We start from the raw sequence: 17354 nt of genomic DNA on the forward strand, positions 1-17354 counted from the left end.
TAAGATTAGTATATTTAAATTCCACCTTTGTGCCTGTGTGAATGCCTTGATGAGATTTATAGCGCCTAAAAAAGAAGCAACCACCCTGTTTGTATCGGTGGTTGCTTCTTCATTTCCCCCAAAAAAAATTGTTATACAGGTATAGAAAGCGCCGAAATCTCCGTTAATTCAGATTGAAGCACTCTCTGATCGGTAACGAGATTTCCAAACTCGTCCAATCCGTACATGGAGCACACCACATTAGCCAATGGATAAGGACTACTTATCTGAACCTCGTAAGCGACATTCCCCGTAATGAAGAACTCTCTGATATCAGAACTCATTGCTGGAACATAATAACCTGTGACATAAAGTGGTGTTAATGCAAGCGTTGAATACGGAACGCCGAAAACTTCGACGATCATCATTGCACTCGCGTTACTTGTGTTGCGAACGCTGACCACTACATTACTTGCTGCAGTGCCGGTTGCTCTCGTATTCGTAATAAGACCTGTTGTATACGGCATTTTCTCACTCCTCCTCTTGGTTTCTATCAATTTATTCAACCGGAAGCAGATAGTTGCGAGGCAAGAGGAAGGGGAGATTCATGGAGTTCCCCTTCAATAATACCTCTCATATTTCCAATTTCCGCGATTTTTCTGATTCCCTTGTCCAAACACAATGAATCTCAATTCATATATATATAGCAAACTAATAAAGAGGTGAAGCTCATGGCAACAACAACAGGCATCATTACGAACACAGGGACTACCCCAGCATCCAACGTGATCATTAATATCGACAATGACAACCTTAGTTTTTCATCTAACGTAGTCTATCACGTTTACGTATGGAATACCTTGGTTAGTAAGGCTTTAGTCTACTCCAACTCATTGAATATTAATGCTAACACCAGCCAGTTTCTCGGTTTTAATATCGCAGGCAATTCGTCTTACGAAGTCCAATTTCTCGTAACTGGAAACGCACCTGCAGACACGATTATTACGGTATTCGGAACGGATACGTCAGGAAACGTCATCCCTCATCAAAGAGTGCTGCAATCAGAACTTACTTTCATAGCTCAGCTGAACCCGTAAGTAACGAAAACTCTATTACGAAAGGAGCTTTGCATGGTTAATATTCAACTTTCGCCGAGCACAAGCGCTCAATTCGAGCCCACCATCGCGGTAAATTGGCTTAATCCTTCGGTTATGGTCGCCGTAGCTGTAGATTTTCGAACAGGCCCTCCCAATATAGGTTTGTACAAATCTATTGACGCAGGTGCCACTTGGACAACAACGTTATTACCGTTACCGACAGGATTTGCAGGCATCGAAGCACCACATATTGATTATATTTTTCCGACCACGTTCGTAGTATTGGCTCACGCCTTCGATTCTGACGGTCTCAGCGGGTCGATCGTATCCTATACATCTGTCGACAACGCCTCTTCCTTTGGACCGCCAGTCATCGTGAATCAAGGGTTTGGACAGTTTGTGAATGATGACCAGGTGGTCGTTGTCACCGACAAGGCTGGATCAAGTCCCTTTTTTGGAAATGTATATACTGGTTATACGCATGATTACAACACACAATTCATACCAGGAAATACGATATTCTTCAATCGTTCCCTAGATAGCGGCAATACCTATTTCAGTCCCGCCCTGCTGTCTTCGGTCGAAGAATTTGAAGAATTCCCTGGTATAGCAATTACATTAAATGGGATTGTTGTCGTAGGATGGATCAATCAGCCTCCCGGTAATACTGATCTTAATATTCGCACATCCCCAGACGGCGGGGTCACTTTTACCCCTGAAACCATGGTCGCCAGCGTTGTAGTCCCACCAGATCCATTGCCGGGATATACATTTAGATGTTTGACATACCCTTCCCTCGCAGCGGATATTTCTAATGCACCGATCTCGCGAGGGAATGTCTATGCTGTATGGCAAGACTTTCGAGAAGGTTATTCCGATGTTTTTCTTGCTACTTCCACTAATTTCGGTGTGGATTGGGGTACACCAATACCCATTACGGGCAGTCCAGTAGGCTCCCAAAACTTTTTCCCAGCCATCACCGTGTCCCCTGCGGATGGTGCAATATTCGTTACCTATTACACTAATCGAGTAAATCCCCTCAACATTGATGTTTATCTAGCTACATCTAGAGATGGGGGTAAGACGTATACAAACACCCGTATAACAACGACTTCCTTTGACATCACCGGCATTCCCCAAATTGGGGACTACATCGGCAATGCTATCGTCCCCCAAACAGGCCGTCTAGTAAGCGTATGGACGGACACGCGGACCGGTACAGAGAACATCTGGTTTGGTGATAATCAATAAGCTATTAATAAACTTCTGATGATTAATTAAAAGGATGCCTAGCGAATATAGGGCATCCTTTTTGCGTAGCGAGAATAACCTTGACCATTCTCCCGGTAATTGAGAAGCCCTAAACTTATGTTTGGGACTTTTTTAAGCATTTGAGTCCGATGCGGTCTATTATATTTTTTAAAAGGTGGGGAGGCTTTGTCTTCGTTTTCTTTTTTTGTGTTCCATTTTACATCGCCCCCTAATTTTAGTTCAGGACTCTGTTCTGCAAGCGGACGTATCTGCATGGCACAAAAAAGGACACTCCAAGAAAAATCTAAGGAATACCCACCATTTTTATATTTTGTTATAATTCCGCCTCAAAGTAATAAACTTACCAACTCAATTTTCAATTAAGTTATTTTTCGGATGATCAATATTACCTACTTGTTGATTTATCAGACTTACTATTTCCTTTGAATTATTACTCATTCCATCGTCAATATTCTGATTCTTTTTAGAGTTGGAAAGTAGCTGCGAATTGTTTTCTAAACTTGTAGATTCGTTCTCAGCTTGTTTTATTTCACTCAATAGAACCTTTGATCCGTCTGAATTAACAATGTACTGTCTAATATAGGCGCCTTCCTTTGCTGTAACCAGTTTCCCTTTTTTTTCTACCGATTTGCCCTTCTTTTCTTCGTCTTCTTTCTTTTCATTTGTTTGTACGAGTAGCGTTGATTCAAACAACTCTTTATTGCTTGATAGATTGTTACGTTGGTTACTATAATAAACGCTAGGACTAGAATTATTAATACGCATGCTTCCACATCCTCTTCCAATAGATTTTATTATCATTTAATATCGGTTATCTTTTGTTCGGAAATGAATGCAAATTGCGATTTGGACACCTCCTTTCCATCTACTTGCTACTTGTGCTATCAGTTCCGCCACTAATATCGTTGCTATTGCAACAGGCATCATCACCCGAACTAAACACTCCGAAGACAACAAAAACAATCAGGATCGTTCCCATAAAAACAGTAATGAGAATGCTGAAGGATCATCTTCTTGCACAATATATAAAAATAAAGGAAAATAAAAGCTCAAAAAAAGCCCCCAAATGGAGGCTTAAACGTTGAAATAGCAGCATTCTTTTTAAAAATCAACGAATGGAAAATTAGATATAGAACATATAGTTGTCCGCCAAGCTCTCTTCTTTATAATTAATTAAGTCATGAAGCGTAGTAGAATCCAATACGTCGGCAATGCTATCGCGAATACGCAGCCATAAATCACGTTTTGCTGCATCATCTTCTTCAGTGAAATCCACTGGAGAAATTGGACCCTCCAGCACACGAATGATGTCACCCGCTGTGATAGTACTAGCCTCACGTGATAAAATGTATCCACCGTATGCACCACGAATACTTTTTACAAGTCCTGCGTTACGCAGAGGAGCAATTAGTTGCTCCAGATAGTGTTCAGAAAGTCCATTTTTCTCTGCAATACTCTTAAGTGAAGTCGGTCCTTCACCAAATTTCAGTGCAAGCTCCATCATAATTGTTAGCCCGTAACGTCCTTTGGTTGATATTTTCAAAGGGGCACCTCTTTCAGTTTAATGTCTGATTTTGTATACTATTGATTCGGCAAGTCATTTTGATTGTCATATCAAGGTATTCCGATAATTACTCTTAGTTTATGTTATCATATTCGAAGTCACAAATGAAATGGCAAACGAAACATTTTGCAAAAATGTTCACCCCTGGTGGACATTTTTCTATTCTCAGACTCTTATAATAGGGTTTACACTAGACAGGTATGTTATAATACATTTTGAGCCGGGTGTTCCATGAATGACCGGTATTTTGGGTACAGAAATGGTGATTACGATGACAAAAGCAAAACAAGACACCCGTGTCGTCGTCGGCATGTCCGGAGGGGTCGATTCCTCCGTCACGGCGCTTCTGCTCAAGCAGCAGGGCTATGACGTCATCGGCATCTTCATGAAGAATTGGGACGATACCGACGAATTCGGAGTATGTACAGCCGAAAGCGATGCAGAGGATGTTCGCCGCGTATGCGAGCAGATTGATATTCCTTACTATACCGTTAATTTCGAGAAGGAATACTTTGACAAAGTATTTTCGTATTTCCTCGATGAATATAAGGCTGGCCGGACACCGAATCCAGACGTCATGTGCAACCGAGAGATCAAATTCGGAGAGTTCCTGAACAAAGCCCTTCAGCTTGGCGCCGATTATGTAGCGACTGGACATTATGCACGTGTTATAGAAGAAGATGGTGTGTACAAACTGCTCCGCGGAGTAGACAACAATAAAGACCAGACCTATTTCTTGAACGCGCTGGGACAGTATCAACTCTCTAAAGCGATGTTCCCGATTGGTCATCTTCCGAAACCGGAAGTTCGGAGAATTGCCGAAGAAGCTGGACTCTATACTGCGAAGAAAAAAGACAGCACAGGCGTTTGTTTCATCGGTGAGCGTAACTTCCGTGAATTCCTCAGCCAGTATCTGCCTGCACAATCGGGTGATATGGTAGATATAGCAACTGGGGAAATCAAGGGTCGCCACGATGGACTTATGTACTATACATTGGGCCAGCGCCAAGGACTTGGCATTGGCGGCTCCGGTAACGGCGAACCTTGGTTTGTAGCCGAAAAAGACCTTAGCCGCAACATTCTTTATGTAGTTCAAGGAGACAAGCACCATAGCCTGTACTCCACTAGCCTGATTGCTTCTGGTGTTAACTGGATTGACGGGCAAGAGCTTGGGCAAGAGCCGCTAAAATGCACCGCCAAATTCCGTTACCGCCAGCCAGATCAAGGCGTGACTCTTACAGCGCGGGAAGATGGAACAATAAACGTAGCCTTTGATGTTCCACAAAAAGCGATAACGCCTGGCCAAGCCGTTGTCTTCTATCTCGGTGAGCAATGTCTAGGTGGCGGCACGATAGAATATGCCGAGAAGGTTGTTCCTTCAACGCAAGCTTGAGTGTAAACCACACTTTTATAAAAGCTTAATCTAGAAATAATAGTAGTAACTCGCAATATCTAACTAACATACCAAAAGCACGAAATAACTGTATTTAATACAGCTAATTCGTGCTTTTTTATTTCTATTTAGCGTTTAGTTGTAGGAAATACAATTAAAATGGATATGAAGACACCACAACTAGTCGCAGTTGCTAACTAACAATAACTAAATGGAGCCCCAGCCAAAATGGCTAGGGCTCCTTTACTCTGGCTTTAAGGCTCAAGTCCCCAAGCTAGAACACCGTTCAGGTACAATAGTACATGATCCCAATTCGTATACGATGTTTTGGTAGGATCATAAGAGTAGTCTTCAACCTCGTTGTAATTGCTCCAATCCGTTTTGTTGACCCGGATCTGAATATCACCTGTGTTGGCACCTGGGGCAAGGCTGCCTGCACCTGCGCCGAAGGAGATTTCCAAATAATAGTCAGCTCCAGTCTTAGCAGGGTTGACCTTCACGAATGTCCCCTGTATATTGCTTCCGCCAATAGTCGCATAGTCAACATTAAATTGTTGAGGTTTATCGCCATCAATCGTGTAATAATACCGCAGCTTTATATTGCTAAGGGCTACTGCAGTATTTCCATTGTTAACAATTTGCAGCTGCGGACGGAACTGATTATCTCCCGGGTTGGTATCACTTGTCCGGTATTTCACTACCAAATCTCCTTGTGTCGGAATCGGCACATCGATAGGCTTGGCCTGAACCTCAGGTGAATTCGAGCTCTCTCCAACCACATTAGATGCACTAACTACGTAGTAATAATCCGTACCGTTAACCACTGAAGCATCACTGTAAGTCGCCTGAGTGACAACGGCAACATTGCTGTAAGGGCCACCCGTTGTCGTTGCTCTTTTCACAGTGTAGCTTGTAGCTCCAGTTACGTTATTCCAACTAAGATCTACAACGCTGTTACCTGCGACCGCACTGGGTTTGGAAGGCGCTTTAGGAGCAACTGGCTCTGTTGGATTACCATTATTGATCAGACGGTCGTATTCAGCATAAGCAGTCGCCATATCTACCTGTGACCAGAAGCGATGGTAGGTAAATTCAGGAGCACCATTATCCCATGTTTTAGTCACTTTATTGAATGAAGTATTGTATTTATCCAGCAGATACTGCCACTTGGAATCATTTACGATATTCGGACGGATGTCGGTATAGCTTGCGTATACCCCATTTCCGCCTTTAGCTGGATCGGAAGCTACTGTAGAGGAACCAGGGATTGTATTTCCTTGACCGAATTTACCTGTCCAGCCGCTTGGGAAATAAACCTCTTTCGTGAAGTAGCGAGAATAGTCTCCACGACTTTCTGTAGTTGCAATACCGATTCCATCATTATAGCCCCATGCTGTATCCAACAACGATTTGGCCAGTACCTGAGCTTCTCCCCCATGTGTACTGTAACTGCCATGCTCAGCCTTTGTACCAGCCGCAAAGAATGTAAGTGCCTTAATATAGCTACCCAACACACCCGTGTCTTGGCTTGGACTCTTAGTGACGGCCTTCAGGTTGGTGTTAGCGGTAGAACCACTGTAGCCGTTCCAACTGTTAGGTTGTCCTGTCCATTCCACATTACCTGGAATCCAGAATTCTCCTGGTGCGGATACCGTAGCCACTTGTGGATTGGTTCCTCCCAGAATTCGATTACCTTGGCTGTTCAGGTAATAACCTTCAGTATCGGTAACTGGACGTTTGTTTGCAAAGGCATAATCTGTAGACCAATCCACCCATTTTTCCACAACCTGTTTAGCCATCTTAAAGTTGTCTGAAGTAGTGTCTCCGTTAGAAGCAAGGATATAGTACAGCTCTGCTACCCGCTCCACACTCCATGCCTGCATTCCGAACCAGTTATTGGATGGAGGGTCGTGGTAGACTGGAGCTTCATCATATGCCATTCCATAAAAAGTACTGGTTCCAGCTGGATAAGCCTTGTAGGCACCTTGATAACTATTGGTCGCTCCACCGGCAATTGCACCTTCAGAGGACTGCAGCCAAGTATAGAATTCCAATTGACGGTTCAGAGAATTTCCCCAATCCTGCCCAGCTGTAGCTGATGACGGGATCAGACCGCCTTCCGAATCAGAAAGTGCATATGCAGCCACGACATTCTGATACCCTTGGTGAGCATGGCTTGCACCGATTCTCCAAGCCCAGTTCCCTGTAGCCCCAAGTCCGCCGCCCCAAGCGGTATACCAAGCCAAAAGATACTGATTGGAGTCTTTGCCAGTCCCGGCATCAGGGGTACCGTCAGTAGCAGCACTTCCTACCTTTTGGAAGTATTTATCATACATGCCGTAACGCAGGAAGTCGCCCATTTTCTTCGCTTTATTCAAATACACGGTATTGTTGTAGCCGAGCTCTTTAGCCCAGTACATTGCTTGTACAGCCCGTGCATCGGCATCTGTAGCATTTGTGTAACGCCATTGTGCGGAAGGCACGTTAGTTTCTTTAGTGAACAGACTCATGAAGCCTTCGTTTGCCTTTCCGAACGTTTTGTCATCTTGAGACGGGTGAGGGACCGCTTCCCAAACGGACTCTTGTTCACCCCGTTGGAATGTATTCACATAAGCGGCTGTATGCGTAGGATTGAGCAAATTGCCGAAGCCGTACCAGTTGTCCACGTCTACCAGCCAGTGCATCAAGTAGGTCTGGTTGTTGCCATATGTCGCCTTCAATTCAGCATCCAGCGGATCTTTACCGGCTGCATACTGGCCACCTAGCTGACTTGGGTACTGATCCGGCTGAGCATGCTCTGCTGCATACGTAGCCGGGCTATTCGGATTGTAGTAACTCATGGTTGGCTGCTCTTCTTTGCCATCACCTTCATTAATAGGAATAATATACTTCTCCATGTTGTCCCAAGCTGATTCCAGCTTAGTCCAATCCCCCGTGTGATAACCGTAGAGTACCTCTAGCCACATCCAGTAACTGTAAGCTTCTGAGGTAGTCATATGTCCGTAATCAGGGGCTTCACTCATCAAGGTCTCTACCGCGTGATAAGGTACTCCTTCAGCAGAGAAATAACCATTTGCAGGATCCTTTAACTGTGTATATAATTGCAGAAATCGTGTCTGCTCCGTAGTAGAAGCGTGAGCAGTTTGAGGTCTAAAATTAAATAGACCAGTCATAAGTGAGAGAAATAGGAATGCGGCCATCATTACAGAAACAGGCTTCTTTATTAAGCTCAATTTCATCATCTTAGGCAAGCTCCCTCTCTTGGATATTTTTATGGTTCTAAACCCCATACAAGTGTTTCACCTTGATAAAGTGTAACCTTATTCCAATCGGCAAAATTCTGCTGAACCGTACCGTAGGAATAATCATCCATTTCGTTATAAGCCGTCCAGTCCGTCTTATTGGTGCGTGTCTGAATCTCGCCGCTATCTCCACCAGGCGCTATGCTTCCAGCCCCTGCACCAAATGAGATCTCCAGATAATAATCCGCGCCCGAACTAGCGGGATTTAGCTTAACAAAACTGCCGCTTACATTACCACTGCCCACTACAGCATAATCACAGTAAAACTGTTGTGGTTTGTCCCCATCTACAGTGAAATAATAACGCAGCTTCAAGCCACTAAGCGCCACGGACTCGGTTCCTGTATTAATGATTCGGAACTGCGGGCGAAGCTGTCCATCGCTGGGATTCGTATCATTCGTACGATACTGCACCTTCAAGTCTCCCGTTGAGGGCTGAGGCGTATCTTGGGGCTTAGCACTAACCTGTGCAGATGGCAGACTCTCCCCGACAGCATTTGTAGCAGTGATCACATAATAATAAGTGGTTCCGTTCACCCGTCCACTATCCATGTAATCCGTTCCCGTGACATTTCCAATCACCGCATATGGACCTCCACTGACTTCACTGCGTTTAACGGTATATCCAGTAGCCCCGCTGATCGCATTCCAGGTCAAATGGACAGTACCATCGCCCGCAACAGCCTGAACGTTAGTAGGACGCGCTGGTACTTGAGGTTGTCCGCCTCCTGCCGGAAGTTCTCCATACATATGCACACCTGCATCATACACCGGAATATTCGTTGTTTTTACAGGTGTTGTTCCTTGAGCTGGCAACCCTTGGAATGAAAAATCATTTGCATTATTCCAGAAATTGGTGTTCAGCGGAGCCGTAATTCGGAATTGAATCTCCTTACGGTAAGCAGATTGTCCACCCGGATAAATCAAAGTCCCTGTAAAATCTACCTTAGTGTAGTAGATATGGTTAGCTGCATCGTAAGGCTGAAGTGCAGACACCGTTCCACCTTGGTTGTAACCTCCCGCTGCAACGGTGATGTCTCCAGGACCATAACCAGCCGCTATCGCTTCACTAAGATCTACATAGTAGTTAAAAGACATCTCTTTACTAGCTCGTGCCGGCCATCCCGTGCGGTTATTCAACAGTGCTCGAATTTCCACAAAGTTGCTGCCGCTGGCATTCACAGAGGCTTCGACAAACATTTCATCCTCACGTGTCTCTGCAGGTGGAAATTGTGGAAGCGGCTGTTGCCCTTGTCCATGCAGCAGTACCATTTTTGCTATAGCTCCTGTAAAAGCTGCATTGTAATCGGTTGCCACTTCATTCGAGACATAATCACTAATGGAATCGGTGTAACTGTCTGTTTTGGACGGCCCTCCAACGAGTGCTCCATACAAGACATGTCGATGATTTACCGGAACAGTCTGACTATCATTCCATGATCCATGAGAGGTTCGATGATGAGGATGATGAGGAGAATTATTACCAAAACCGATGACATAACTGCTGTTTCGTGGATTGTCGCCCAGCATATACGTAATTTGTCTCTCCGCGAAAGAGCGTGCCGTCTCCTTCTTCACAGGATCGCTCACCCAGTCCGAATAAACGAAGGCCATAAACGCCTGATTGGCTGCATAACGCAATGCGCCCCATTGATCCAGATGGGCTAGTCCACCAGGAGTATAAGCTACACGGTCACTTGTTCCACCAACGCCAGTCGTCCAATATTGCATATTCCGTTCAGTGGATTGAATGAACTTGGTCTGCCCGGTGATTCGTGCCAACAGTAATTGAGCACCATAATGCTTGTCATCCCAAGACTGCGTCCACTGATAACCCCAGTTTCCAGCCTGATTCGTTCCCCATTGATCGCTTGCTGCAATAGCCTTATTGAGATACTGTTGATCGTTAGTCGCCAAATACAACCAAACAGCCCCCCAGCTTAATTCATCCGCATAACCGCTCCAAGAATTATAATATTGTTTGGCATCGGTAATGCTGTCGGAATAGGAGCCGCGATAAGTGTCAGCAAAATTGTAAAGCTGTTTAGCATGCAGTAGCAGCTTGTCCGCATATACGGCATCCGTATCCCTGAAAATAATGGATGCTGAAGCTAACGCTGCAGCTGTTTCTGCGGCAAGATCTGATCCGGGATGAGTGGCATCAATTTTGTAGGAAGGTCTTTGCATCTGCATGACTTCTGCGGGTCCCCACCAACTATGATCGGTTGTACCATTACCAACTTGTCCCCACAGCTCGTTAGGAGCGGTATGAGCTTTTACAAAATAATCGGTTGCCCAGCGGATATTGTCTAATATTTCCTCCAGCTGCCCAGAAGCCACATATCCTTGCTTGTACTCATAAACCGACCATGCCAGCATCGCCGTAGAATAGGCCATGGGCAGGCCAAATTTAACGTGATCACCAGCGTCGTACCAACCACCTGTCAGATCATGCCCTACATCTGCTCCGTCCAAAAGACCGGAATCGCCCCGCCACTCTACCCGATTATTATCTGGTAATTCCCCAGACCGCTGGGTTTCATAGAAGTAAATAGATTTTTGCAGAACCTCCGCATAGTTGTAATCTCCGGCCGCCGCCTTTGCAATCGCCGTTTGAAATGAAGCATTTGAACAAAATGTAAGCGCAAACAACAAACTAAAGACCAGTCCCTGTTTCCTATACCTCTTGATCATTTCTACTTCCCCTCTCTTCAGTGAATGCCACAAGAAAGATTGCACCTCTGTCCCGTAACACCTCCCTCTCTTGAATCAGGTACCCGTTATTACAATCATCCAGTCACCTCGCTCTAAGAGCTATGTTTTGCTAAAGGTTCGCTCTCTCCCAAAATATACCATATCTTTCATTAAAATACTATATTTTTACAGTAAATAGTGTACAAAAAATAGTAATTATTGTTAATTTAACGAAAAATAAAAAACAGCAGTTCAGGATTTCTCCTTGAACTGCTGTTCATGAATAACTTCTTACTGAGCTACTGCAGCTTTATCCGCAGATACTGCGATGTCGTTATAGTAGAGTCCAGTGCCATCACCAATCGCATAATTCAGGACACGGTTGTTAACTGGAACTACTACTGCACGATAAAGTGTTGGGAATACTGGAATTTCGTTTACCATGAGCTGTTGCCACTCTTTATAGATCTCTTTACGTTTGTCTACATCAAATGCAGCCTCGGAAACCCCTTCGGCGAGCAAACGATCATTCTCTGCACTTGCATAACGAGGGAAGTTATAGATTGCATCTTTACCGTATAGACCTGTTGGGTCGACGTCAATCCCTACCCCCCAAGCGCCTTGATACACATCAACGGTAGGATCATCCTCACCATTTTGACCAATGCGATCATAGAAGGTATTAAATTCTACCATCTCCAAAGTTACATTAAGACCAATGGCTTTCCAGGATTGTACATAATATTGAGCCAGCGGCTCAGCAATGTCTCCACCAGTCATCGAAATGAAGTTAATCTTCAGCTCGCTGCCATCTGGATTCGTTCTAAATTCACCATTAAGCTTATAACCAGCATCATCCAAAATTTTCTTGGCTGCTTCTTGATCGTAAGCTACGCCCGGATTAGTAGCATCATGGAATTCCGGATGGGACGGTGGAATTAAAGTTGTCGCATTCCAGCGAAGACCATTATAGAATTTCTTACCCACTGTATCATTGTCTACAGCAGCCCACATGGCTTTACGCAGGTTCACATCCGCCATTTTAGCTTTAGGATCGGTAGCAACGACTTTTTTCTCTGCATCCCATTTCCCCAACTTAAATCCAATATACGTATAAGCACGGTCAATCGCACCCAGGAATTCAACGTTTGACATCTTTGCATTATCCGGGAATTGATCAACAGGGAAGGAATCCACTAAGTCAACTCCACCAGATTTCAATTCTTGCACAATCGTTGTAGGGTTGATAACCTTCAGAATTACCTTATCCAGTTTAGGAGCTCCACGCCAGTAATCCTCATTCTTAACGAATACTACAGATTCACCAGGAACAATGCTTTCCACTTTGAAAGCTCCAAAGCCAATCGGCTTTTGACGTAATTCAGGAGAAGAGGAAATTTTAGCAACATCCATGCCACCAAAGATATGCTTGGCTAACGGATAAATCCATACCCCACCTGTTAACAGAGAAGGTGTAGATTTCAGGTAAGTAATTTGCAGTTTCTTATCACCCAGCACCTTAATTCCAGAAATGGTCTTGGCCTTACCAGAGTGGTACTCATCCATACCTTCAATATTCGTAAAGTCAGAACCGTAACGCGGTCCATCGTATTTCGGATTACCAATAACCTCATGCGCGAACAACCAATCTTCTGCTGTTACTGGCTTGCCGTCCTGCCAGTTCACATTGTCGCGAATTGTAAAGGTAAAGGTACGTCCATCCTCCGAGACTTCATACGTTGCTGCACCATCATTTGTATATACATAATCTTTGTCCCATGTTAACAAACCTTCATCAAACCAATTCAACACTTGTGCATCCGGATCTCCGGAATAGAAGTTCCAGTTCAAAGTACCTTCAAAAGGACTGTCGGAAACGAGTCCAAAAGTAATCGTGCCTCCATCAATAGCTTCACCTTGATTTGTCTTAATGTTACTGAAATCTTTAATGTTATAAAGTCCGTCTTCTGCTTCAGGTGCTGCCGTCGCTTCTGCGGTTTCCGCAGGAGCACTGGCACTTGGTGCTGCTGTTGACTCAGCCGCTCCGTTGTTGTTCTTGGAGCCACAGGCTGCAAGGGCGAACAACATTACAAACATTAATGAAACTAGTAGTGCCTTTGAACGGATGGGTTTTCTCATTTAATCATTTCCTCCCTTATTATCCTTTTCTTTGTCTTGCGTCGGTCGCACGTTTGAGCGCTTGACCCACATTATTTATACTCAACATCAACACCAAGATCAGCAGTGATGCGGGTAACCAGATCCACCATCTGAACTCAAGTGTCTGCGGATTTCTCGCATAGCTCACTAGAGTGCCCAGACTGGGTGTACTTTCCGGAAAACCAAAACCTAGAAAGGATAGGCCTGATTCCAATCCAATATTAGCGGCCAAATTCAAAGTCATCGTGACGATAATGATTGAGCTTAAGTTCGGCAGCACTTGTGAGAACATAATTTTAAGATTGGAGGAACCTAATGTCTTTGATGCCTGAACGTAATCGAGTTCCTTCTCTTGTAGCGTTTTGGAACGTATTAACCTGGCAATCCCCATCCATAGAAAGGCAGTCATGATAAAGGAGAAGGTTAACGTATTGTATTTAGGAACTGCACTTACAAAAGCTATGACAATCATTAGAAAGGGTAGAATCATGAAGAAATCTACAACACGCATCGAAATATTATCTATCGTTCCCCCAAAGTATCCAGAGAACAAACCTACTAGAATCCCGATGATTCCCGTAAAAAAAGTAACCATAAAAGCAATCGACATGGAATTTCGTGTGCCTATAATTAATTGACCGAATACATCCCGCCCTCCATAATCGGTCCCCAGCCAATGCACAGCCGAAGGCTTCTCATACAGTGCGAACAAGTCAACCGTAACAATCTCTTTTTGATCTAAAAATAAGGAAATCCCATAAACGGCGGCAATAATCGTAAATAGGAAAATCAGTGAGACCAAAGCCAGTTTATCCCGCACGATCTCACGCCAAACAATCCTGAAGCCTGATGGACTTTTATCTGTTTCCTGCAGCAGAGCCAACTCTGCGCTTGTCTTTGCCATTTCATTCACCTCAAAGTGTTCATCTTCTTATTTAATCCGGATACGCGGATCTACGATACTTAAGATAATGTCTGATAACAACGCACCGACGATGGCAGCAATCCCATATAGAAGAACGAGAGCCGTTACTACGCTGAAATCCCGAATGGTTATCGAACTGAGGAACAACATACCCATACCCGGATAACTAAAGATACTTTCAACGAACACCGTTCCGCCGATCAGTCCAGTAATCTCATATCCGAAAAATGCAGCAATTGGCAGTAAGGAATTTCTCAATATATGTCGATTGTAGACGCGCGACTCTGAAGCACCTTTTGCTCTTGCGGTGAGGATGAAATCCTTCTGTTTCGTATCAATAATCTCATTCCGCAGGTATTGTACTGTCCCGACCGTTGCAATCAGCGCCATTGATATCGCGGGCAGTAACAGATGATAGAATTTACTCCAGAAGTGGCTTAGCGTACCCGGAACTTCTCCAGGACTAACACTGCCGCTAGTAGGAAACCAATGAAGATGAAACCCGAAGACCCATACCATTAAGAGGGCAAATATAAACAATGGTGCGGCAAAGCCAATATAGGTGTATCCAGTAATGAGGCGATCCAGCCATGAATCGTTATAACGACCGCTAGTAATACCAAGCGGAATAGCAATAAGGTATGTAAGGATCAGCGTGACAATCGCCAGCCAAAGTGTATTCATGAGGCGTTGACCGATAAGCTCTGAAACAGGCATTTTGAAACGGAAGGATTGACCAAAATCCCCTTGAATCGCTTTAGTGATCCAATCCCAATACTGGATGTACCACGGATCATTTAAGCCTAGCTTTTCTCTCATCGCATCGATGGCCGCAGGATCAATATTTGGATCAAGCATCCCTGATAACGCATCTCCCGGCATCGCCTTCGCCATTAGAAAAACAAGAATACTTAATAGAAATATTTGAGGAATCATAATAAGAATTCTACGAACAATAATCTTCCACATATTCTCAACCTTTCTCAGGCAAGGCTACCAGATGAGTCTCGGAAATGGATTTCAATGGATAAGGCATGCCTTGTTCATCAAAATAATTCCGGTGCGCTTGTTCATATTCCAGACTTACTGATTTTCTAAACTCTGTCTGCTTCTCTCTTTGCTTAGGATCAATATCAGGAATGGCAGCAATTAGACGTTTGGTATAAATATGGCGAGGATTGTCAAAAATATCTTTAGCAGTTCCTTGCTCCACATGACGTCCTTTATACATAATCCCAATGTGATCACACATATGCCTTATGATTCCGAGATCATGACTGATGAATAGAAACGTAAGATTCAGTTCTTTTTGAATATCCTGCATAAAATTGAGCACCTGTGCCTGTACGGAAACATCCAGCGCAGAGACAGGTTCATCCGCAATAATCAACTTCGGTTTGAGCGCAATAGCTCTTGCAATACCGATCCGCTGCCGCTGACCGCCTGAGAATTCATGCGGATATTTAAGAATATTTTCAGGGCTTAATCCAACCTGCAAAAGCAATTCCTGCACGCGGCGTTTTTCTTCCCCTGGAGACATTTTTTCGAAATTACGCAAGGGTTCAGCAATAATATCCAGCACACGTTTCTTAGGATTCAAGGAAGAGTACGGATCCTGAAAGATCATCTGAATGTCCTTGCGGATATTTTTTTGCTTACGTACACCCTTTGAAGCCAAATCCTGTCCTTCAAAAATCACACTGCCGCTAGTAATAGAATTGAGGCCGATAATTGCACGGCCTGTAGTTGTCTTCCCTGATCCGGATTCACCAACCAAACCGTAGGTTTTGCCTGCTTCAATAGTAAAACTAACATTATCAACTGCCTTGACTACGCCAATTTCCCTTCGAAAAACGCCACCGTGGATTGGAAAATGAACTGCTAAATTTTTAACCTCAAGAAGTCCCATTGTAGATTGCCTCCTCGTTAGTATCAGGGAAATGAAAGTTATTATGGCAGGTGCAGCGAACAAAATGCCCAGGGGCTACTTCGTGCAGCTGCGGATTCTCCTCATGCTCCCATTCCGGGATCCAAGGTGTTCGGGCCGAGAAACGGCATCCTTTACGCGGAAGATTCTGTAGTGGTGGAACAATCCCCTGAATCACGTGAAGTCTAGATTTTTCTTCTTTAACGGTTGGTATGGAGTTCAACAAGGATCTTGTATACGGATGCTTCGGATTAGACGTTAACGTATAAATATCTGCGATTTCTACGATTTGCCCGGCGTACATTACCGCAACCCGGTCAGCCATTTCACTCACAACCCCGAGATCATGGGTAATTAAGATAATGCCTGCTTGCATATCGTTTTTTAATTTTTTTATAAGTTCAAGAATTTGCAATTGGATGGTTACATCTAGTGCCGTAGTCGGCTCATCGGCGATCAAAAGCTTGGGGCTATTGGCAATCGCTATTGCAATCACAACCCTCTGCCTCATTCCACCAGATAATTCGTGGGGGTACTGCTGATATGTATGTTCAGGACGGGAGATTCCAACCTTGGTCAAAAGATCAATGACCTTCTCTTTTCTTTGCTTCTTCGAAAGCTTGGAATCATGTAAGATGAGTACTTCTTCAATCTGTGAACCGATAATCATGAGTGGATTTAATGCGGATAAAGGATCTTGAAAAATCATAGACATTTCTTGACCGCGAAGCTTGTTGAGTGCAGCAGGAGACATAGTAACGATATCCTGACCTTTGTATTTGATTTGTCCGTCTATTTTGGCCCTTGTGTGCAATCCCATAATTGAAAAGGCGAGCGCACTTTTTCCTGAGCCGGATTCTCCAACAATGGCAAGAATCTCATTTTTGCGAACGGACAGGTTAACATCGTCTACTGCAGCATAATAGTCATCTACGATTCTGAACGATGTGGACAAATTCTTGATTTCTAGTAATTCTTCGCTCAAATTAATCCCCCTAACGGCAAAAGTTTCAAAATTCACTCAATGAAATATTATGTAAAT

Annotated in this window: 13 protein-coding genes; 3 read left to right on the forward strand and 10 right to left on the reverse strand. The window is 44.0% G+C overall.

Annotated elements, in window-relative coordinates:
- Positions 1-131: 131 nt before the first annotated feature.
- Positions 132-506, reverse strand: a complete 375-nt coding sequence (locus tag L1028_RS10050; protein ID WP_234533405.1) for a hypothetical protein — start codon at positions 504-506, stop codon at positions 132-134.
- Between the two features lie 204 nt (positions 507-710).
- Between L1028_RS10050 and L1028_RS10055 the strand changes: the two genes are divergently transcribed.
- Both L1028_RS10055 and L1028_RS10060 read left to right on the forward strand, forming a co-directional pair.
- Complete coding sequence (locus L1028_RS10055) at positions 711-1076, forward strand: hypothetical protein (protein ID WP_234533407.1); 366 nt, start codon at positions 711-713, stop codon at positions 1074-1076.
- Between the two features lie 33 nt (positions 1077-1109).
- On the forward strand, positions 1110-2327 hold the full coding sequence (locus tag L1028_RS10060; RefSeq protein WP_234533409.1) for a sialidase family protein: 1218 nt from the start codon (positions 1110-1112) through the stop codon (positions 2325-2327).
- Between the two features lie 369 nt (positions 2328-2696).
- Here the strand turns inward: L1028_RS10060 and L1028_RS10065 are convergent, their stop codons facing one another.
- A complete protein-coding gene (locus L1028_RS10065; RefSeq protein WP_234533411.1) occupies positions 2697-3113 on the reverse strand; it encodes a hypothetical protein in 417 nt (138 codons plus the stop codon).
- A 358-nt stretch (positions 3114-3471) separates the two neighbouring features.
- Positions 3472-3891: a cysteine metabolism transcriptional regulator CymR gene (cymR, locus tag L1028_RS10070; RefSeq protein WP_234533413.1), complete on the reverse strand. Its 420-nt coding sequence runs from the start codon at positions 3889-3891 to the stop codon at positions 3472-3474.
- 292 nt (positions 3892-4183) lie between these two features.
- Here cymR and mnmA point away from each other — a divergent pair, with 292 nt between their 5' ends.
- Complete coding sequence (gene mnmA / locus L1028_RS10075; RefSeq protein ID WP_234533498.1) at positions 4184-5305, forward strand: tRNA 2-thiouridine(34) synthase MnmA; 1122 nt, start codon at positions 4184-4186, stop codon at positions 5303-5305.
- A gap of 254 nt (positions 5306-5559) precedes the next feature.
- On the opposite strand, the gene L1028_RS10080 is transcribed toward mnmA, so the two are convergent.
- From L1028_RS10080 to L1028_RS10110, 7 genes are all read right to left on the reverse strand, one after another.
- Positions 5560-8544, reverse strand: coding sequence for a glycoside hydrolase family 48 protein (locus tag L1028_RS10080; protein WP_234533500.1), 2985 nt, complete (start codon positions 8542-8544; stop codon positions 5560-5562).
- A gap of 32 nt (positions 8545-8576) precedes the next feature.
- Positions 8577-11300 carry a glycoside hydrolase family 9 protein gene (locus L1028_RS10085; RefSeq protein ID WP_234533415.1) on the reverse strand — a complete coding sequence of 908 codons (2724 nt, stop codon included), beginning with the start codon at positions 11298-11300 and terminating at the stop codon, positions 8577-8579.
- 291 nt (positions 11301-11591) lie between these two features.
- On the reverse strand, positions 11592-13439 hold the full coding sequence (locus L1028_RS10090; protein ID WP_234533417.1) for an oligopeptide ABC transporter substrate-binding protein: 1848 nt from the start codon (positions 13437-13439) through the stop codon (positions 11592-11594).
- A gap of 19 nt (positions 13440-13458) precedes the next feature.
- Complete coding sequence (locus tag L1028_RS10095) at positions 13459-14364, reverse strand: ABC transporter permease (RefSeq protein ID WP_042191070.1); 906 nt, start codon at positions 14362-14364, stop codon at positions 13459-13461.
- Positions 14365-14391: 27 nt separating this feature from the next.
- The gene (gene opp4B / locus L1028_RS10100) at positions 14392-15354 is read right to left on the reverse strand and encodes an oligopeptide ABC transporter permease (RefSeq protein WP_234533419.1); all 963 of its coding nucleotides are present in this window, start codon (positions 15352-15354) and stop codon (positions 14392-14394) included.
- 4 nt (positions 15355-15358) lie between these two features.
- Complete coding sequence (locus L1028_RS10105; protein ID WP_234533421.1) at positions 15359-16294, reverse strand: ABC transporter ATP-binding protein; 936 nt, start codon at positions 16292-16294, stop codon at positions 15359-15361.
- Positions 16281-17297 (reverse strand): ABC transporter ATP-binding protein, encoded by a 1017-nt coding sequence (locus L1028_RS10110; protein ID WP_234533423.1) that lies wholly within the window; start codon positions 17295-17297, stop codon positions 16281-16283. Before L1028_RS10110 ends, L1028_RS10105 begins: the two co-directional genes overlap by 14 nt.
- Positions 17298-17354 lie beyond the last annotated feature (57 nt).

The sequence above is a fragment of the Paenibacillus pseudetheri genome, assembly GCF_924513355.1.
Classification (GTDB): Bacteria; Bacillota; Bacilli; order Paenibacillales; family Paenibacillaceae; genus Paenibacillus_AQ; species Paenibacillus_AQ pseudetheri.